17 protein-coding genes are annotated in these 20,391 nt (G+C 41.4%); 14 read left to right on the forward strand and 3 right to left on the reverse strand.

The window, feature by feature from the left end; translation table 11 throughout:
* Nucleotides 1-175: 175 nt before the first annotated feature.
* Nucleotides 176-1,126: a nuclease-related domain-containing protein gene (locus EDD68_RS03250; protein WP_132370800.1), complete on the forward strand. Its 951-nt coding sequence runs from the start codon at nt 176-178 to the stop codon at nt 1,124-1,126.
* Here EDD68_RS03250 and EDD68_RS03255 read toward each other — a convergent pair.
* From EDD68_RS03255 to EDD68_RS03265, 3 genes are read right to left on the reverse strand one after another with little or no spacing between them, the layout of a single operon-like run.
* Nucleotides 1,116-1,667, reverse strand: coding sequence for a hypothetical protein (locus EDD68_RS03255; protein ID WP_207902531.1), 552 nt, complete (start codon nt 1,665-1,667; stop codon nt 1,116-1,118). The genes EDD68_RS03250 and EDD68_RS03255 overlap by 11 nt on opposite strands.
* A gap of 2 nt (nt 1,668-1,669) precedes the next feature.
* The gene (gene murJ / locus EDD68_RS03260) at nt 1,670-3,187 is read right to left on the reverse strand and encodes a murein biosynthesis integral membrane protein MurJ (protein ID WP_165902043.1); all 1,518 of its coding nucleotides are present in this window, start codon (nt 3,185-3,187) and stop codon (nt 1,670-1,672) included.
* A 19-nt stretch (nt 3,188-3,206) separates the two neighbouring features.
* Complete coding sequence (locus EDD68_RS03265; RefSeq protein ID WP_132370803.1) at nt 3,207-4,379, reverse strand: glycosyltransferase family 4 protein; 1,173 nt, start codon at nt 4,377-4,379, stop codon at nt 3,207-3,209.
* A gap of 341 nt (nt 4,380-4,720) precedes the next feature.
* Between EDD68_RS03265 and EDD68_RS03270 the strand changes: the two genes are divergently transcribed.
* The 13 genes from EDD68_RS03270 (at nt 4,721) to EDD68_RS03330 (ending at nt 20,390) form a co-directional block, all read left to right on the forward strand.
* Nucleotides 4,721-6,001, forward strand: coding sequence for a nucleotide sugar dehydrogenase (locus EDD68_RS03270; RefSeq protein ID WP_132370804.1), 1,281 nt, complete (start codon nt 4,721-4,723; stop codon nt 5,999-6,001).
* 65 nt (nt 6,002-6,066) lie between these two features.
* Nucleotides 6,067-6,792 (forward strand): WecB/TagA/CpsF family glycosyltransferase, encoded by a 726-nt coding sequence (locus EDD68_RS03275; RefSeq protein ID WP_132370805.1) that lies wholly within the window; start codon nt 6,067-6,069, stop codon nt 6,790-6,792.
* Between the two features lie 664 nt (nt 6,793-7,456).
* A complete protein-coding gene (locus EDD68_RS03280; RefSeq protein WP_243646743.1) occupies nt 7,457-8,551 on the forward strand; it encodes a glycosyltransferase in 1,095 nt (364 codons plus the stop codon).
* A gap of 178 nt (nt 8,552-8,729) precedes the next feature.
* Nucleotides 8,730-10,094 (forward strand): O-antigen ligase family protein, encoded by a 1,365-nt coding sequence (locus EDD68_RS03285; protein ID WP_132370807.1) that lies wholly within the window; start codon nt 8,730-8,732, stop codon nt 10,092-10,094.
* A gap of 410 nt (nt 10,095-10,504) precedes the next feature.
* A complete protein-coding gene (locus EDD68_RS03290) occupies nt 10,505-11,002 on the forward strand; it encodes a sigma-70 family RNA polymerase sigma factor (RefSeq protein ID WP_165902044.1) in 498 nt (165 codons plus the stop codon).
* Nucleotides 11,003-11,696: 694 nt separating this feature from the next.
* Complete coding sequence (locus EDD68_RS03295) at nt 11,697-12,653, forward strand: GumC family protein (protein WP_132370809.1); 957 nt, start codon at nt 11,697-11,699, stop codon at nt 12,651-12,653.
* Nucleotides 12,654-12,758: 105 nt separating this feature from the next.
* The gene (locus EDD68_RS03300) at nt 12,759-14,084 is read left to right on the forward strand and encodes a UDP-glucose dehydrogenase family protein (RefSeq protein WP_132370810.1); all 1,326 of its coding nucleotides are present in this window, start codon (nt 12,759-12,761) and stop codon (nt 14,082-14,084) included.
* A 15-nt stretch (nt 14,085-14,099) separates the two neighbouring features.
* Nucleotides 14,100-14,981, forward strand: coding sequence for a UTP--glucose-1-phosphate uridylyltransferase GalU (galU, locus tag EDD68_RS03305; protein WP_132370811.1), 882 nt, complete (start codon nt 14,100-14,102; stop codon nt 14,979-14,981).
* A 25-nt stretch (nt 14,982-15,006) separates the two neighbouring features.
* On the forward strand, nt 15,007-16,851 hold the full coding sequence (locus EDD68_RS03310; RefSeq protein WP_132370883.1) for a polysaccharide biosynthesis protein: 1,845 nt from the start codon (nt 15,007-15,009) through the stop codon (nt 16,849-16,851).
* A 26-nt stretch (nt 16,852-16,877) separates the two neighbouring features.
* The gene (locus EDD68_RS03315; protein WP_132370812.1) at nt 16,878-17,513 is read left to right on the forward strand and encodes a sugar transferase; all 636 of its coding nucleotides are present in this window, start codon (nt 16,878-16,880) and stop codon (nt 17,511-17,513) included.
* A complete protein-coding gene (locus EDD68_RS03320) occupies nt 17,510-18,391 on the forward strand; it encodes an NAD-dependent epimerase/dehydratase family protein (protein WP_132370813.1) in 882 nt (293 codons plus the stop codon). Before EDD68_RS03315 ends, EDD68_RS03320 begins: the two co-directional genes overlap by 4 nt.
* Nucleotides 18,381-19,148: a glycosyltransferase family 2 protein gene (locus tag EDD68_RS03325; RefSeq protein WP_132370814.1), complete on the forward strand. Its 768-nt coding sequence runs from the start codon at nt 18,381-18,383 to the stop codon at nt 19,146-19,148. Before EDD68_RS03320 ends, EDD68_RS03325 begins: the two co-directional genes overlap by 11 nt.
* A 60-nt stretch (nt 19,149-19,208) precedes the next feature.
* The gene (locus EDD68_RS03330; protein WP_132370815.1) at nt 19,209-20,390 is read left to right on the forward strand and encodes an O-antigen ligase family protein; all 1,182 of its coding nucleotides are present in this window, start codon (nt 19,209-19,211) and stop codon (nt 20,388-20,390) included.
* Nucleotide 20,391 lies beyond the last annotated feature (1 nt).

A 20,391-nucleotide genomic window follows, 5' to 3' on the forward strand; every position in this document is an offset into this window, starting at 1 on the left:
TATAGTTAAAATGAAAAAAACTCCACAGTCGAATATCAGAAACATAAAAAATACCAGGCCAATTATGATGATTTTGACAGCATAACTAATGGAAAAAGCGCATTTTATCGTTTTTTCTTTTTTCTAAAAAAATCTAAAATATAAGTTAAAATGACTTAAGGAGTGTAAAAAAGATATGATCTTACTTCCCCGAACCAAGCCTCACACTCTTCCACAACTGGAATCTCTGCTTCCTCGTCTAGATCCGAAAGATTCTATTTATCCAGTATTAAAAAATATAAAACATCGTCTTGAATCAGGCTACGCAGGAGAAAAATCACTTGACTATTTTTATGAGATTTTAGATCTGCAACCTTTCCCCATTCTCCACAACTTACGTCTCAAAAATAATGACAAATATTTTCAAATTGATACTCTCATTCTTTTTAACAATTTTTTCCTCATCATAGAGGTGAAAAATTATAGCGGAATAATTAGGTATAATCCAGATTCTTCACTATTGGTTCGTGAGGGTGATAACGGGAAGCTGGAACGTTTTAGTGATCCGTTCATACAGGCACAAATCCAGCGGAATCATCTTGCTAGTTTTTTGAGGAAACACAATTTGCCTGCCATTCCTATCCATACGTTAATTGTATTTTCTCATCAAGCTGCAATTTTAGAATTTAGTCGTCATATACCTGATATGATTGTTTCTCAGAAATTATTAGACCGTGTTCCTGAGCTCCGGAAACAGTATGGATCTAAAATCTACTCCAATCAACAATTGGTTACGATTGGAAAATTACTCGCCGGTGCAAGTGAACCTCAAAAAGACCGGGTGATCGATATTTACAGTATTTCTCACAATCGTATTAAGAATGGTGTCTGGTGTACAGGCTGCCGGAACGAAATGATGGTAAGAGAAAGAAGAAATTGGCTATGTCCAATATGTTTTCACAGAGATCGAAAGGCCCATATTCCTGCTTTACAGGACTATAAATGGATTTTCGGACCTGAAATAACGAATGAAAAGGCCCGTACATTCTTAGGAGTCCCATCACGATGGATTATAAAAAATTTGTTAAAACGTTCAGGACTCACTCAAATAGGTGTAAAAAGCAAAACAAAATATATTATTCCGTAAAAATTGCATAAAAAAGGAAGGCGCGTGATTCACGCGCCTTTTCATTTAACTTTTGCAATGCATGTGAGAATACCTGAGCGCGAAGTAGGTACATTTCATCCCGCCAATAGAAGCGATGACATATAACTGGAAAACAAGGCCCAATCAGGAGAGCTAATGACCCAAGTCTCGGTTGCAACGGCCCAACCGCGGGACACAACGGCCCACGCTTGAGGATCAACAGCCCAAGCCCGGGACGCGATGGCCCAAGGAAGGGGAGTAATGGCCCAACCGCGGGACACAACGGCCCAAGCCCCAGGCGCGATGGCCCAATCCCGGGACGCAACGGCCCAAGCCCCAGGCGCGATGGCCCAACCCCGGGGAACAACAGCCCAAACCTGAGGATCAACAGTCCAAGCCCCAGACGCAACAGCCCAACATCAACTCCAGGCGCAATCCCCATTCTCAAGGCTGGGATACGATCTCTCCTCAATTCCCCGGAAAAGCATATGGTAAATATCGCCTGCCAGAACCTTTCCCCCATCCTTATCACGTCATCCAACATTATTTCTTTTGCTTTCTGACTAACTGCATCATTTTCAAAACCCTCTTCCGATCAATCAAAACTAGAATCGCAGCATATACTCCGCCCCCGGCGCCTGCCAGTACCAGCAATTCCAGAAGGGTATACAGTTCTGCGATGGCAGGGATTTGCATCAGTCCGTAGACGGCAGCTGACATTACTCCTGTAGCGATACCGGCACGGGCCAGCAGGTTTAAAAAACGGAGCCATTCCCTTCGGCCGGTTTGTCTCAATAGAACAATCATAACCGCCGTCATGTAGTACAGCGAAACAAGGGAGGTGGCAAGCGCGATTCCAGGATAGCCGAACAGATGACTTAAAATATCGTTCAGCCCGATATTTAAAAGGATGGTCGTTGAACTAATCGCCAGTATTTGTCTGTTCTGTCCCCGTGCATACATTCCTTTCACCGACACCATGGACATGGCCTGGGTTACAATGAGCGGGACGTAAAACTGCAAGGCCCGGTATGTATTGGCTCGATCGACGGAAGTAAAAGCACCCCGCTCATAAATAAAAGATATAACAGCTTCACCTGTTAAAAGCACACCTGCAGCCACAGGCAAAAGTCCTAAGATCCCAATCTGGTATCCCATAAAGAGCGTCTCGTTAAACTTCCCCTGATTCCGCACCTGTTCTGAAAGAAGGGTGAAAATAATAGCCAGAAAAGTAGTCGAAAAAATGGCTGTCGGAATGCTCGTGATCAATGAAGCATTATTTAAGTAGGTTACCGCTCCGCTGACCGTTCCCGTTGCAAACAGTTTGTCCACAAACAAATTAATATGCCCCACTGATGAGTGTAAAATCGCCGGCCACAGCAGAACGAAAAATGTGCGGTGAACCTGAGATTCCATGTCCAATCGGGCATGCCAGCGAAAACCACTTTTCAGCAAAAAATACAGCTGAATCATCCCCCCTAAAAACATTCCGAAGACAAAACCATAAGCGATGCTGTATACCCCCCACAGATCGGCAAAAAACACAATAAAGAGGGTAGCCATCAGGGTTCCCATCATTTTTGAAATATGGGTAGGTACATAAATTCTGCGGGCCTGCAAAAAGGAATCCAGCACACTGCTAAATACGATCACCACCATAAACAAAAAAAAGAATTGCGTGATGTCAATAGCCAGCTCTTTTGTCACCGGATGCATTTCGCCAAAGACAAGGGGGACCAGCCACGGGGTCAGCCCATAACCTGCAGCGGATAAAATGAGAAAAAACAGTATCGTCCGGTTTAACAGACCGCTGGCGTTTTGATCGGCCTTCTGTACATCCTGCTGCCGCTCATTCACATAATGAGGCAAAAACGCGGAGTGAAAGCCGTTGGCGATCAGGGCAATTATAAATGTGACAAAAGTAAATGAAAGCAAAAATCCGTCCGTATATTCATTGGCGCCAAACTCACTGGCAATCATGCTCTCCCGCAAGAAACCAAGGATTTTAAGCAGTACCGATAATATTGTGATCCAGATGGCAGATTGTTTTAAACTGGACATGCCACATTCCTTCTTTGAATTATTTTCGCACGGAATCGTATACATCAACGTAGGATTTTGCCGCAGAAAGATGGGAATAGTGCTGTTCAATTTTTTCCCTGGCTTTCCTGGCAAGACGGCTGCCAAAATCAGCATCCTGGAGCAGGCGTACTATGGCATGAGCCAGCTCCCCTGTATCTTTTTCCTTTACAAGCAAACCGTTTACCTCATGATCAATGATTTCCTTCAGCCCACCTACAGATGAAGCAATGACGGGAATTCCTGCCCCCATCCCTTCAAGCGCAGAAATGGACGTCGCTTCCTCCACCCCATCAGAATGGATGCTCGGAATCAATGTTAAATCGCTCATGGCATAGTAATCCTTCATCTGTTCATGGGGAATGGCCCCTATCAGATGTACCCGGTGACCAATCCCCAGCTCTTTTGCTTTTGCCCGAATATGTATTTCCTCTTCCCCGGTGCCGGCATAAACAAGATGAACATCTGGCACCTGCCGCAAAATCACCGGCATGGCCAGAACAGGATAGATCACCCCGTTTTTCTTCGTCAGCCGTCTCGGCACAAACAAATAAAAACTTTTCTCATTCAGACCATATTTTTTTCGCAGATTATTCCGCTGGTCGGTCGCTGGCTTAAATTGATCCACGTCAATAAAATTGTGAATCTTCACGCTGTCAACGCCTGCGTGTTTTTTTAAATATTCCTTGATCCGATGATCCACGGTGATGGTCTGAAGGGTCTGCTGGTAGGCGAGCTTCTCCTTTTCCAGCAGCATCCTGGCAGGCCGGCTTCCCTCTTTCATTGTTCCCCGGCTGATCGCCTCATAGGTCATGTAGCCGTGAACCGTTGTCACCACAGGGGCGCCTGCCTGGATGGAAGCAAAAGTGGCATAAACATCCTGGGCATTCACCATGTCATAACACTTCTGTTCATGTGCATCCCGTATCAATGTCATCAACAGCTGTGAGCGTTTCTCAGAGTTATATAGCAACCCTTTTCCTGCCGAGAAGCGATTCATGAAAAACCCCGGTCCCCTCACAAGAAACTGCCTTTTCCATCCGGGCACTTCTGAAAAAGAGATGATATCCACTTCATGGCCCTGGGATTCAAGGCCTGATTTCAGGGTTGTCATATGGGTCGATAACCCGCCGGTATGGGGATAATCGAAAATGGTTGCAAGTAATATCTTCATTGAATCCCTTCCTTTGATCCGGAATGAAAATCCACTTTTTTTACAAGTGTTGCCGAAATGACTCCCCTGTAAAATTATATTTTTTTCTTCCGGACATATTCAGTGGGTTTACACAACGTTTACGTAAAAATCGTTTTTCTGACATATTCAACCAGCCTCCCTTTCATATACATCAAATAAATAAACTATTCTGCTGTCAGGGAATCTGAGCTTTTCTGGCATGCTGTCCGTCATTGATTCCGGGGCATGCCTGTTTTTCCAATGTTGCCTGTCCTGCACATATGATTGCTGAGATTTCCCTTCTGTTTTTCAGCCAATCTAAACGAAAGAAGTGTCTGATGATGAAAAACATTTGCGTAATCGGTCTTGGGTATATCGGATTACCCACTGCGGCTTTATTTGCGAGCAGAAACTTTGAAGTATTGGGCGTGGATATTGACCCCAGAGTTATAGAAACGATCAGGCAGGGCAAAATACATTTAGAAGAACCAGGTCTAAAAACGCTGATCAAAGATAGTTTAAAAAAAGGAACTTTACGGGTGTCTTCCACACCTGCTGAGGCAGATATTTTTATCATTGCCGTTCCCACCCCGGTCTATGAAGACAAACGGGCGAATCTGGAATTTGTTAAACAGGCAGTACGGGACATCATTCCATTTATCAAACAAGGGGATACGATGATCATTGAATCCACCATTCCCCCGAGAACGACGGACGATGTCATCGTTCCTATGCTGCAAAAAGCAGGATTTGACCCGAAGAACAACGACCTTTATGTCGCCCACTGCCCGGAGCGGGTCATTCCGGGAAAAATTTTGATTGAGCTTGTTGAAAACCACCGCATGGTCGGCGGGGTGACCAGGGAAGCAGCCAAACGGGCCAGCGAAGTATATAAACCTGTGATCAATGGGAAAATAATAGAAACAGAGGCGATGGTTGCTGAGACAGCAAAGTTAATGGAAAACACCTATCGGGATGTTAATATTGCCCTGGCCAATGAACTGGCCAAAATTGCTGCCAGACTCAACATCAATGCTCACGAAGTCATTGAGCTGGCCAACATGCACCCGAGGGTCAACATTCTGGAACCCGGTCCCGGGGTAGGGGGGCACTGCATTGCGGTCGATCCCTATTTTATGATCGAAAAAGCAAAAGATGTGGCATCTTTAATTCAGACAGCCCGAAAGATCAATGATTCCATGCCCACTTTTGTTGTGGAAAAAGTCAAGCAGCTCACATCAAGAATTGCCAATCCAAAAATCGCGATTTTGGGCCTGACCTATAAAGGCAATGTGGACGATACCCGGGAGAGTCCGGCGTTGACCATTGTCCATAAGCTGATGACAGACAAACATAATTATACGGTGAAGTGCCACGATCCACTGCTCAGACAGGAACATATTCCGCTGAAATTATACGGCCTCCATGAAGCCCTGGAAGACACCCATCTCGCTCTAGTGCTCGCAGACCATCAGCCCTTTAAACAATTGCATCCATCGGTTTTTGCCGAAACGATGAAACATCCCATTATTTTTGACACGAAAAACTGCATTGCCGATGATCCTGACATTACGCTATATAAAATCGGACATCTTTCCGGTTTAAAGCCAATCGAACCGTAAGAAGGTATGGGTTTGGACCGTCTCAATCGCAGACAATAAAGCCAATCCGTAAGAAGGGGTGAAGCATGAAAAAGGAGACTTATCTGGGGGTGAACGTCAGCCCCCTGACGTACGAGGAAATCATCCATGATATCCAAAAACGGATGAATGCCCAAAAACAGTCCACCATTATCGCTGTGAACCCGGAAAAAATCATGAAAGCCCAGCGGGATGAGCAACTGAGGAAACTAATTAACGAATCCACCTATCAGCTCCCAGATGGCGTGGGCGTCCTCCTTGCATCCCGTTTAAAAGGAGGAGCCATCCGGGAGCGGGTAACCGGGATTGACATGATGGACCACCTGCTCCGTCTCGCCCACCAGCACGCCTATCGGGTCTTTTTCTATGGAGCAAAAAAGGAAGTCCTCAAGCGGGCCATAAAAAATATTCAGTCCAGGTACCCGGGGCTAGACATCGCGGGCTATCAGCACGGTTATACAGCCAATGAACAGGCCTTGATCGAACGAATTCAAACAACCAGGCCCCATATCCTGTTTGTCGCCCTGGGTAGCCCGAAACAGGAACACTGGATCCGCAAACACAAGGACCGCCTTCCAGTCTATATCTTTCAGGGGGTAGGCGGAAGTTTTGACGTGTACGCCGGAGAAGTGAAAAGAGCCCCGGCTGTTTTCCAGAAGGCGGGACTGGAATGGCTATACCGGCTGATTACAGAACCCAAACGGTGGAAGAGACAGCTCGCCCTGCCAAGATTTTTCTTCAAGGTGTTATTCAAACAGTCCCGTATTTCATAAATAGGATGTTGTAGTTAAAAAAAGTGGTACGGAAACCCAGATATTTCGAGCGTGAGTCCTGATAAGTTAAGTACGAGTCCTGATATTAGGAACGCGAATCCTGATATTAGGTGCTTGAGCTCTGATATTAGGTGTGAGCTCTGATATTAGGAGCGCGAGCCTTGATATTAGATGCGTGAGTCCTGATATTTACGATGTGAGCCCTGATATTAGGAGCACGAGCCTTGATATTTGCGATGCGAGTCCTGATATTAGGAACGCGAATCCTGATATTAGGTGTGTGAGTTCTGATATTAAGAGCGTGAGCCTTGATATTTGGATTGCGAGCCCTGATTAGATGCGTGAGTCCTGATATTTACGATGTGAGCCCTGATATTAAGAGCGTGAGCCTTGATATTTGGATTGCGAGCCCTGATTAGATGCGTGAGTCCTGATATTTACGATGTGAGCCCTAATATTAGGAGCACGAACCTTGATATTTGCGATGCGAGCCCTGATATTAGGAACGCGAATCCTGATATTAGGTGTGTGAGTTCTGATATTAAGAGCGTGAGCCTTGATATTTGGATTGCGAGCCCTGATTAGATGCGTGAGTCCTGATATTTGGCACCTATGCGTGGCATTTCCTACGTTGTTAAAGATAGGGGGGAAAATCGTGAAAGTCATGCATCTGATTTCCGGGGGAGAAACAGGGGGATCAAAAGTACATATGATCAACCTGTTATCCCGGTTTCCCCGGAGCCAGACTACGCTTTCGGTGATGGAGACAGGCCCATTATATGAGGAAGCCAGGGATAAACAGCTGAACGTCCTGTCTTTGAACCAGAGATCCCGTTATGATCTAAGCGCATTAAAAAAACTCATCCATACCCTGAAAGATGGAAACTATGATTTGCTCCACACCCATGGGCCAAGGGCAAATGTTTATGGTGCACTCGCAAAACGGTCAATCCAAATCCCCTGGTTGTCTACCATTCATAGTGATCCCCGGCTTGATTTTATTCAGGGTGGTTTGAAGGGGAAGATGTTTACTCGGATGAATCTGTGGGCTCTGAATAAAATCGATCATTTTTTTGCGGTATCCAGCCGGTTCAAGCAACATTTAATCCAGCTGGGCATTTCTGAGGAAAAAATAACGGTCATCTATAATGGGATCGACTTTTCCCGGGATATCACGATGCGGAAAGTCGGCACCGCCCGCAAGTCGTTCGGGCTGACAGATGAGGATTTCGTCATGACAATGGCAGCGAGGTTGCATCCCATCAAGGGTCACGTCTCCGTTTTCGAAGCGATGCAAAAGCTAGGAGATCCGACTGTTCATTTGCTGCTCGCAGGGGATGGACCCGAGCGTTCCACCCTGGAAAAAAGAGCTGCCAATCTTGGCCTGAGCAGACAGGTGCATTTTCTCGGATACAGGAACGATGTGGCTGATCTTTATCGGACGAGTGACGTGGGGCTCCTGGCATCTCTCAGTGAAAGCTTTCCCTTTGCTCTGCTGGAGGCAGCCCGGGAAAAGACTCCGGTTATCGCCACGGATGTCGGTGATGTTGCCCTGATGCTGGACAATTACGGCTGGGTTGTTCCCGTGAAAGATTCGAATGCGCTTAAGGAGGCAATCAGCGAAGCAAAGCAAAAGAAAAAGTCAGGAGAACTGGATGCCTTAGGAGAACGTTTTCATGACCACGTTCGCAGACATTTTTCGCTAGAACAATTGGCTCATTCTGTAAAAACCACGTATGAAACGATTGTTGGACGGTGAACCTCTAATCAAGTTGGATTCTGTGGGACATACATAGATGATGGATGATGAAACAGTTGTTTAGGATGGACAGCAGCCGCGTCGATTAACATGGAGCTAAAGAACCAGAGGAGCTGCTGCATGTCTGTGGTATCAGGTGCACGGTCCCCGATGAAATGGATTGAGGTGAGTTTCTAAAATGGAAAAACAGCATTCATGGACATATTATGTGATTTTGCTGATGATCGTTATCATACCGCTTGTCCCATTTAAAGGGTATATTGGGCCGGTTCCGTTATCAGCCGAGGTTTTTCTAATCCCGCTGCTGACGGCTGTGTTTTTATGGGAATGGGTTCAGGGCCGGATCAAACTTAATGACACCCCCGTTAATATGTTCCTCTATTTATTTGGCATTTTTTTGTTGGTTCAGCTCATTTCCCTCAGCCAGGCGGTTGCCCTGCTGCCGGCTGTTAAAGAAATCGTGCGCTATATATCCTATGTTGTCCTGTTTTATATTGTCATGAAAGTCCGATTTACGCAAATGGAATATCGTCATTTTGCCTATACTTTTCTGGGCACTCTGACTATCGCAGTTGTTTACGGGCTATTTCAATTTGTGTTTGATTTTAATCTGAACAAAGCAGGACTCTATGCGCTTGATGATGCCTGGGGGCGGGTACCATCCACGATGGTTAACCCGAACTACTGGGGCGGCTTTATTAATTTTGTTCTGCCTGTTATCCTGCTGGTGGCCGTCATTTACGTAAAAAAGAAACCATGGCAGCTCGTTTTTTTTGGGCTTTTTTCCATGCTAGTCATCAATCAATTGTTGACCTACACCCGCTCGGCCTGGGTGATTATGGTTCTGGCCATCATTCTGACTGCTTTGATGATGCCAAAAATGTTTTTCAAAAAGTTTTTGACGGTCCACCTGCTGATCGCCACATTGTTTCTCGCATCAATTGTCTATCATCTGCCGGACGTCGAAAACAGAGCCGTGTCATCCCTGCTCGTGATTCAATCCTTTATCCCGATTCAGGTGATTCAGCCTCAGGGAGCGGATCAGGCAGACGGACCTGCGGAAAACCTTAAAGAAAACAAAGAAGATACAAGCAAAGCGGTCGTATCCCGGACGACCCTGTGGAAAACAGGCTGGTACATGTGGCGTGATCATCCCGTGATCGGAGTGGGAATCGGCAATTACTATGAAAGATATAAAGATACCGTAGCAAAATACCCGGAACTGGACATCGGACATGACCGCTATTCAGTCCATAACTCCTATCTGAAAGTAGCAGCCGAAACCGGCACCATCGGGCTGATCAGCTTTTTACTGATTTACCTTTATTACTACGTGCAAATCGGAAGGGAATACATAAGAAACAGGGATGAACTGCTGAAAAAAATTTTGCTTATCGGGCTGTTTATTGGAAGCGGGACCTTTCTGGGACAAAATCTGGCCAACAATCTCATCTTCATTCCCCAGGTCAATGTCCTGTTCTGGCTCGTTTCCGGGCTACTATTCAATTACGTCCATTCCAGTACCTCTTCAAGCCCCATTTAGGTGCCTGTTTTGGTACCAGTCACTGCCCACATGGAAAAGCGAAATTCTAGAGGGGTGGGGTTTTCACCCTTCTAATCATGAATCTGCATACCCCAATATCCCAAATTTAAGTGCCAGTCACCTCCCGAATATTGTCGATATTTGTCATAAGGGGTTACCTCTCTTCTTTCGTGCAATCTGCAATGGAGTCAGTCACTCCCTCAATCATGGCGAAAGTTGTCTTACGATTTTCCGTTTTACCAGAATCGATGTCGAACGGCTTTAATTTTGGCAAAATTCCTATAGCAATTTTGCCAATTTTGAGCTGAAAAACGGCTAAATCGAGATGTGATTTTTCGAAAAAATTTTTCTACCATCATCATAACCGCGGAATACACACAGAAGAGCGCGCTTTTCGGAAAGAGGTTATGATGAAAGGATTGTCGTATGAAGAAGTGGTTGAAGAGTACGGGAACATGATCCACCATGTGATTCACCGTCTGGGGATTCACGATTCCTATCAGGAGTTCTACCACGAAGGGCTTTTGGCCCTCTGGGAAGCCTGCCGAAAGTATGATGAGTCAAAAGGGGACTTTCCGGGATTCGCTTATTTCACAATCCGAAGCCGCATCATCGATGCCATCCGGAAGAAGCGCCGTTACACCGAGCGGGAGAGACCGGCTGAAGATTTTCCGGTTATTGGCTGCATACACGAGGAAATGGAGGAATTGGATCCCTATTTCTGGCGAATGGTCCGTGGCCAGCTTACCGACAAACAGTGGATTTACGTGAACGAACATATTGTAGAAGGAAAATCTATCAAAGAAATCGCCCGAAATCACAACACCACGATCGACGCCGTCAAAAACTGGGGAAAACTCGCCAGAAAAAAACTCAAGAACTGTGAATTTCTGAAACAGCGTTATTAAATGCTAATCCCGGGGAGCCTTCCCCCGGGCTCACCAAGTATTTATAAACGTAATCTTTTTCGAGCTCCTGCGGGGCCGTCATCTGTCGAATGAAATTTCCCGGGAAATTAACAAAAAACTCATAAAATGCAGAAAGAGAGTGGAAAAATGAATTTTATTCCTCTATGGAGCTAAAAAACGTCTAAAGGAGAGTAAGATGGGTACCAAATTTCGTAGCTTGTCGAAATTGAATCATACCTTTCAACATGCCAGAAGTTTCTACTCGCAGGTCAGGTTCAAGGAATTTTTACGATAGCGCATCAAAAACAGACATAAAATAAAGGTATTGATCGAATGCTATAATTAATCGATTCAAATAAAAGTATAAAGAATTTTCGACAAAAATACCCCCTTGCCTATGAAATTCGGCAACGATAAAATAGGAAGAGACTGTGAAAAAAGAACTAATCCCAACATAATAACGTGTTGCAACTTCATACCTATTCGTTTTTAGATATAGGATATTTGTCAGGTGTATCGAACCGGCAGTAAAAAGAAAAGCTTGTCGTAAACGTTTTACTTCTTTTTAAAGAAAAAACATAAATCTACAATTCTATCTGTCGAAAATCTGTCATTCTATGCTATAATTTCTTATGTAAGCCAGTGCTTACCAGATCAAAAGATTCAGAACAATTTGTAAAAGGGAGAGCAAGGGATGGAAGAGGAAATCAGTCTACGGGAAATCATTGAAACCATGCTGGACGGCAAATGGATCATCGCAGGTGTGACTGCAGTTGCCGTGGCAATCAGCGCCGTTTTCAGCTTTTTTGTGATCGATCCGACCTATAAAGCCAGTTCAACTATGATGGTCAATCATATAAACCAGACGGAGACAACCTTTAATGAATATTTAGAAGGGGTCATGACTCCACAGGTCTACGTGGAAAAATTAAAATCGCCGGAACTGTTATCACGGGTGATTGATAAAGAGAACCTGGATCCGGAAGTATGGACGGTGTCATCGTTGCAGCAAAAACTGCAAATTGAAAACAAGGAAAATACAAACTTAATTACGATATCCATGGAGGGCAAAGACCCCGAACAGCTTGCCAGCATTATTAATACCGTTGTCGCCGAATCAAAAACACTGACAGCGGAACAAGTACATACCCAGCTTCAGGCATTAATGACCGAATATGAAGAAAAAATGACAGAAGAACAGAAAAACCTGGATGCGGCCATTGCTGAATACAATCAGCTAAAAGCGGATGCCGGCCTGCCTGCTTTAATCCTGTTCCAGCAAACAGCTTCCGGGTCCCAGTACATCATGGAAGCCAATCAGGAGCTTTTAGATGAATTGCGAAATCTGGATAAAGAAAAGCAGGTACAATTTGAACAGATCAATACGAAAATTAATAAGTTGACACAACTTTATAATTCCTACTATACCAAATACGAAGAAGCCCGCAGCATCAGTTCTGCAGAGCTGATTCAAAATAAAGTCGAAACCATTGCCGAAGCATTTCCACCGCAGAATCCTGTCGGACCAAATAAAATGCTGAACATCGCCATAGCCGTTGTCCTGGGATTAATGGCGGGCACAGGATACGTGTTTTTAAGAAGTTACTGGAAGAATACAGAGCCGGTGAACGAGCCGTCGGTTGGTGTGTAATTCCATGTTTTCCCCATTTGCAAAAAATGGGGATCTTTATTAGTGCACATTAACTGTACGATCTAAATGTACAGAAAAAAACCAATTAGAAAGGTTCGGTATATGATGAGAAACATAGCGGTTGTCGGAACAGGATATGTGGGCCTGGTTACAGGAGTATGTCTGTCAGATATTGGGCATCACGTTACCTGCATTGACATTGATGAGCAGAAAATTCAACTGCTAAAACAGGGGAAATCACCGATTTATGAACCAGGCTTAGAAGAACTGATGCTGAAAAATATCAACAATGGCAGGTTAACATTCACAACCGATCATCAGACAGGATTTCATCAAAAAGAAGTCATATACATAGCCGTTGGTACTCCTCAAAAAAAAGATGGTTCGGCTGATCTCTCATATGTGCATCAGGTTGCCAGGGATATTGCCCGGAATATCAAGCAGGATGTAATCGTAGTTACCAAAAGTACCGTACCCGTTGGAACGAATGACGAAATAAGACAGGTCATTAAAGAAAATCTGGTTTCAGATGTTCAGGTTGATGTTGTATCCAATCCAGAGTTTTTAAGGGAAGGTTCTGCGGTACAGGATACCTTCCATGGTGATCGGATTGTCATTGGTGCAGACAACGAGAAGGCAGCTACCATGATTGAAGAAATTAATAAACCCTTTGGCATTCCTGTTGTTAAGACGGATATTCGCAGTGCTGAAATGATCAAGTATGCATCAAATGCCTTCCTGGCAACGAAAATCAGTTTTATCAATGAAATTTCGAATATATGCGAAAAGCTTGGCGCCAATATTGAAGACGTTGCATACGGAATGGGACTGGATCATCGGATTGGCAATCAGTTTTTGCGAGCCGGAATCGGTTACGGGGGATCCTGTTTTCCAAAGGATACGAAGGCACTGGTGCAAATGGCCGGAAATGTTGACCATAAGTTTGAACTGCTAGAATCAGTCATTCGTGTAAATAATGTCCAGCAGGCGAAACTGGTGGAAAAAGCAAAAGGTTTTTTCGGTTCGCTTGAGGGAAAAACGGTAGCCATCCTGGGACTGGCTTTTAAACCGAATACAGACGATATGAGGGAAGCCGCGTCAGTCGTTATTGCCAACATGCTTATTCAAGAGGGTGCCAGAATTAAAGGTTATGATCCCATTGCGCTGGAAAATGCCAAACGTATTCTGGGAGATTCAATAGAATACTCAGATAATATTGAGGATGTTCTGGCAGATGCGGATATTGCGTTTATTTCGACGGAATGGAAAGAAATCGTCGAATTTGAACTACACCTGTACTCAAAATATATGAAAACACCCATAGTGTTTGATGGTAGAAACTGTTACGCCCTCGAAGAAGTGGAAAAACATGATCTGGAATACCATTCAATCGGCCGTCCAAGTGTTTACCGTAGCAAGGCCAAAGTATAAACAGGGGGAATGAAATTGAAAAAGGTCCGAAAAGCCATTATTCCAGCAGCCGGACTGGGTACCCGATTTCTTCCGGCAACAAAGGCAATGCCAAAAGAGATGCTGCCTATTGTCGATAAACCGACGATTCAATATATTGTCGAAGAAGCCATTGATTCAGGAATTGAAGATATTATCATTGTCACCGGAAAAGGGAAACGGGCCATTGAGGATCATTTTGATAATAATTTTGAACTGGAACAAAACCTAATGGAAAAAGAAAAATATGACCTTCTGGAGAAAGTACGCCAGCCTTCAAAGGTGGAAATTCATTATATTCGACAGAAAGAACCTAAGGGGCTGGGACATGCCATCTGGGTAGCCCGAAAATTTATCGGTGATGAACCGTTTGCGGTCCTGCTGGGAGACGATATTGTCCAGTCTGAGGTGCCATGTCTGAAACAGCTGATTTATGAATACGAACAGACTTCAGCTTCGATTATCGGAGTTCAACAGGTAAGGGATGAAGATACCCATCGTTATGGCATCATTGACCCAATGGATCAAGATGGAAGAAGGTATCAGGTTAAAGATTTTGTAGAAAAACCGCCACAGGGTACGGCACCTTCTAACCTGGCCATCATGGGCCGCTATATTCTCAATCCTGAAATATTTATGTTTCTGGAAGAACAAAAGATTGGTGCTGGCGGTGAAATTCAGCTCACTGATGCCATTCAGGAACTGAACAAAATTCAGCGGGTGTTTGCTTATGACTTTGAAGGTAAACGCTATGATGTAGGAGAAAAATTAGGATTTATTCAGACAACTATTGAATTTGCCATGCAGGATCAAAATTTAAGGGAAAAATTGCGTCCGTTTTTAGAAAACATCCTGAAAAAGGAAGGATCGGAAGCATAATTTAACCGAAAGTCAGGTGAGACTATTGTCTTATCAGATGAGATTGATCTCTTTAATCATTATCGATTCGCTGATTGTATCTTTTTCGATTTATATGTCCCATTTTTTCCTGAACCCATATGCAGCAACGTTTAATCAGATGATTCTATTAAGCTCGATTATTCTTCTTGCAGGGCATCATATCTTTTCTTACGCTTTTGGGCTTTATCGCAAGGTATGGCGCTATGCCAGCCTGGAAGAATTGAGGGGAATCTTTTTCGTTGTCACCCTTTCCGTTTTATTGGCTGGTGCAGGGCAATATCTCGTTTATGATTCGATATATCAGCGTGCTTTAATCGTGACCTGGATGCTGCATATCATTTTAATCGGCGGAGTTCGCTTTGCCTGGCGCTATATCAATACATATGGATTTAACTTGTTCCCCAAAAAGGTCAAATCACCTGAATCCCAAAACCGCACTCTCATTATTGGTGCCGGTTCGGCCGGTCGCATGCTGGCACGGCAATACAAGGAAAATCAGGGGAATGATTTTGAGGTAATTGGATTTATTGATGATGATTTTACCCTTCACCATTTGACCATCTCCGGTTTGCCGGTTTATGGCTCGATGCATGATTTGCCAAAAGTGGTGGAAAAGAAAGGCATCAATCATATTGTGATTGCCATGCCTTCGGTAGAAAAATCAAGGATTAAGGAAATCGTTCAACAGGCAAAAGCGGTGTGTCAAAATGTGCAAATCTTGCCGATGATTGAAGATCTGGTCCTCGGGAATGTCTCAGTGAATCAGGTTCGGGATGTCTCCATTGAAGATTTGCTGGGAAGGGAGCCTGTTGAGCTGGATATCGACAGTATCTCGGGTTATATCGAAAATAAAACCGTTCTCGTAACAGGAGCCGGGGGATCAATTGGTTCGGAAATTTGCCGGCAAGTTTGCAAGTTTAATCCCAAAAAAATCATACTTCTTGGTCATGGCGAAAACAGCATATACCAGATTGATATGGAACTTCGCCAGAATATGTATGACATGGAGTGTGAAATCGTTCCTGTCATCGGGGATATTCAGGATCGGGAACGGATGTTTGAAGTCATGGAAGAACATCAGCCCGATGTCGTCTATCATGCAGCTGCACATAAACATGTACCCCTGATGGAGTATAATCCAAAAGAGGCAGTAAAGAACAACATTATTGGGACTAAAAACGTCGCAGAAGCAGCAGATGCCTCAGAAGTTCATACTTTTGTGCTGATTTCATCGGATAAAGCCGTGAATCCGACGAATGTCATGGGAGCGACCAAGCGTGTAGCCGAAATGGTCATTCAGTCTATTAATGAAGATAGTCATACAAAATTTGTCGCTGTTCGCTTCGGTAATGTACTGGGAAGCAGAGGGAGTGTCATTCCATTATTTAAAAAACAAATTGCCAATGGCGGCCCGGTTACCGTTACTCATCCAGATATGACCCGTTACTTTATGACGATCCCGGAAGCATCCAGGCTTGTCATTCAGGCCGGGGCACTGGCAAAAGGCGGAGAAATATTTGTTCTCGATATGGGCGAGCCAGTAAAAATTGTAGATCTTGCAAAAAATCTTATTAAACTGTCCGGTTACGATGTGGATGAAATTGGAATTCAATTTACCGGGATTCGCCCGGGTGAGAAAATGTATGAAGAATTGTTGAATGAAAATGAGGTACATCCTGAGCAAATTTTTGAGAAAATATATATTGGTAAGGTACATCATATTAATAAAACTTATTTAAACAAAATAATCAAAGATCATTTACATATGTCTGACAATGAAATAATATCCCATGTGTTAAATATAGCTAATGCTAAAACAGGCTCAACGCAATTGGGTCAAATGATTTAAGGTCAATTTTTTGTGGGGTGAAGACGTTGTACCAACAATTTTTTAAAAGATTTATAGATATTGTTTTATCCTTTTTAGCACTTATTTTATTATCCTCATTATTTGTATTAATTTCATTGTTAATCAAAGTTGATTCAAAGGGTCCGATTTTATTTAAACAAAAGCGAGTGGGTAAATACAAAAAACATTTTTATATATTGAAATTCAGAACGATGAGGACAGATACACCCACAGATATGCCTACGCATATGCTGGACAACCCTGAATCATATATTACAAGGATTGGAAAAGTCCTTAGAAAAACAAGTCTTGATGAACTACCACAAATTTTTAATATTTTAAAAGGAGATATGAGTATAATTGGCCCCAGACCAGCTTTGTGGAATCAATTTGATTTAATAGCGGAAAGAGATAAATATGGGGCTAATGACTTGTTGCCTGGCCTTACTGGCTGGGCACAAATTAATGGTAGAGATGAAATACCGATCGAGGAAAAAGCCAAACTAGATGGATATTACGTAAAGAAAATAAGCTTTACTATGGATGTAAGGTGTCTGTTTGGAACTATTATAAGTGTTATAAAAAGTGAAGGAATAGTGGAAGGTAGAAACGGTATTAATAATAAAAGAGTTGTTTCGGATAAGGAGTCTATTACAAAATGAAAAAAATACTTATTACGGGTGTTAATAGTTATATAGGTAACAGCTTTGAAAAATGGTTAAAGAGATTCCCCGATAAGTATTTAGTGAACAAAATCAGCTTAAAAAATGATAAATGGCAAGAAAATAGTTTTTCTATGTACGATGTAATATTTCATGTTGCAGGAATTGCGCATGTTTCATCTGATCCTAAGATGGAAGACTTGTATTTTAAAATTAATCGTGATTTAACTATTAAAGTGGCCAAAAAATCAAAGGCTGATGGAGTAAAACAGTTTATTTTTATGAGCAGTATAATTGTTTATGGGGATAGAAGTGCAGAAAAAGGATATATTAACAAAGATACAATACCAAACCCTGAGAATTTTTATGGAAAAAGTAAGCTACAAGCTGAAAAAGGTTTAAAACTTTTAGAAGATGATAACTTTAAGATAGTTATATTGAGGCCACCAATGATTTATGGCAAAAACTCAAAAGGTAATTATTCTAAACTATCTAAAGCTGTTAAATTATTGCCGCTATTCCCTGATGTTCACAACAAGCGTAGTATGATTTACATAGACAATTTGAGTGAGCTTATCAGATTAGTGATTGATAATGAAGATAAGGGAATTTTTTTTCCTCAAAATACCGAATATATCAAAACAAGTAATATGGTTAAAATAATAGCAGAAGTAAATGGAAAAAAGATTAGATTTACCAGGCTTTTTAACTATTTCTTAATAAAAATATTGAAACCGAAACTTGATTTAATAAATAAGGTTTTCGGTGACCTTTACTACGATAAACAAATGAGTGAATATAGAGATAATTATAGAGTTATCAGTGATTTTCGGAAAACCATTGAATTATCTGAAATGGGGAGAAAAAATGAGGAATAAAGATGAAAACGATAAAGATTTAGTTTCAGTAATTATTCCTGCTTATAATTGTGAAAAATTTATTGGTAGTGCTATAGAGTCGGTTATATCCCAAACATATAATAATTGGGAAGCAATAGTTATCGATGATTGTTCAACTGATAGAACAGGAGAGATCATTAAGTCTTATCTTAAAAAGGAACCTCGTATTAGATACTTTAGGCTAGATAAAAATTCTGGTGCTGCTGCTGCCAGAAATAAAGCAATAGAATTAGCAAATGGTAAATATTTAGCCTTTTTAGATAGCGATGACATATGGCATCCAGAAAAACTATCAAGACAGATAACATTTATGAAACAAAATGGCTATAATTTTACTTGTACAAGTTATTCGAAAGTAGGCGAAAACGGAAATGATCTTAATAGAATTGTTGAGGCTAAAGCTAAGAGTGACTATGAGGGCTTACTAAAACATTGTCCTGGGAATTCAACAGTGATCTATAATGCCGAAGTTTTAGGAAAGTTTGAAATACCTAATATTAAAAAGAGAAATGATTACATTTTATGGCTGCAAATAATTAAGGAAGAGAAGTACATATATGGTTTAAAAGAAGTTCTTGCAAGTCATCGTGAAAGAGATAATTCAATTTCCAGTAATAAAATATCTCTCGTAAGCTACCACTGGAAAATATACCGAGAATATGAACATTTATCATTGGTTAAGTCTATGAGTTTGTTAATATACTGGATTCTCAAAGCAATCATTAAAATAAAATAAATAATGTAATACCCATTACTTTTATTAATTTGTTAATGCTTTTAGATGTGAGGGATAATCTTGTCAATAGCTCTTCAAAACCAACAAAAAAGTATTTTTAACTTTATTTCTGTATCCTGGATTATTTTTATTATTGGTTCATATGTAGGATATGTTTATACAAATGTATATAACCCAGTTGTACTCTTTACTTTTGCGGTTTTTGCATTTTGCGGATTAAGATTATTTTTTACAAATGTAACTTATGATTACTTTATTTTATTTTTTACTGGATACCATATTATTTCGGGGATAGCATATAACAATTTATATGATTTTCTCTCATTAACAATTTACAGCATATTATTACTATTTATGTATTTGATCGTTGAGTATTTAAAATATAACGCTATTACCTATGTATCCTACATTATTATGATCATTAATAACATTAATTTTTTAATCATAATGTTTTCCCCTGTTTCAAAAACAAGAGTTAAATATATATTTAACTTGGCGATAGAAATTAATTCTGTAGAATTTTTAAGGTTTAGTGTTACAGCTTTAGTTGCTTTAATTTCTTTTATATTTGCGCTGCATTTAAAACCTCAACAGATTTTTTTAAAAATATTTAAATTTTCTACATTGGCTACAAGTCTATATATTATTTTCTTTAGTGGAAAGTTAAGTATTTTGGGTTCGTTTATAATTGTTCTTATCTCATCATTTATTATTTTTAAAGTTATCAAAAATAAAATACTGCAAAAAATCATTACAGTGTTAATAATAGCTATAACCTTTAGTTCGTCTTTTTTTATGGAATTTATAATTTCGAAGTCTTCAGAATATGGTTTGAATTATCGATTGATTTTTAGTGGAAGAGAAGAGATATGGATAGATTATATAAACTACTATAAGAATTTATCAGTAGTAAATCAGTTAATAGGTGTCTCATATGTTAGGAATATAAATAATATAGGTGGGTTCCTACAAGTACATCCTCATAATCAATATTTAACTATATTGATAGGTACTGGTGCTATTGGATTTTTTCTTTACACTTTTCTGTTTTACAAAGCATATAAGGCAACCCTTATTTCAAATGATCGAAGGGGCTTTATGCTTATATTGGCAATAAATTTATATGGGTTAACAGATGACTATGTTTTTTTAACTGTATCTTGTATAAACGCTTTCTATATAATATATTATTTTTCTATACATAAAATGATTAAAAAAGTAGGGACTACAAAAGGTGGATGAC

It is taken from the genome of Melghiribacillus thermohalophilus (assembly GCF_004342905.1).
In the GTDB taxonomy this organism is placed as follows: Bacteria; Bacillota; Bacilli; order Bacillales; family Alkalibacillaceae; genus Melghiribacillus; species Melghiribacillus thermohalophilus.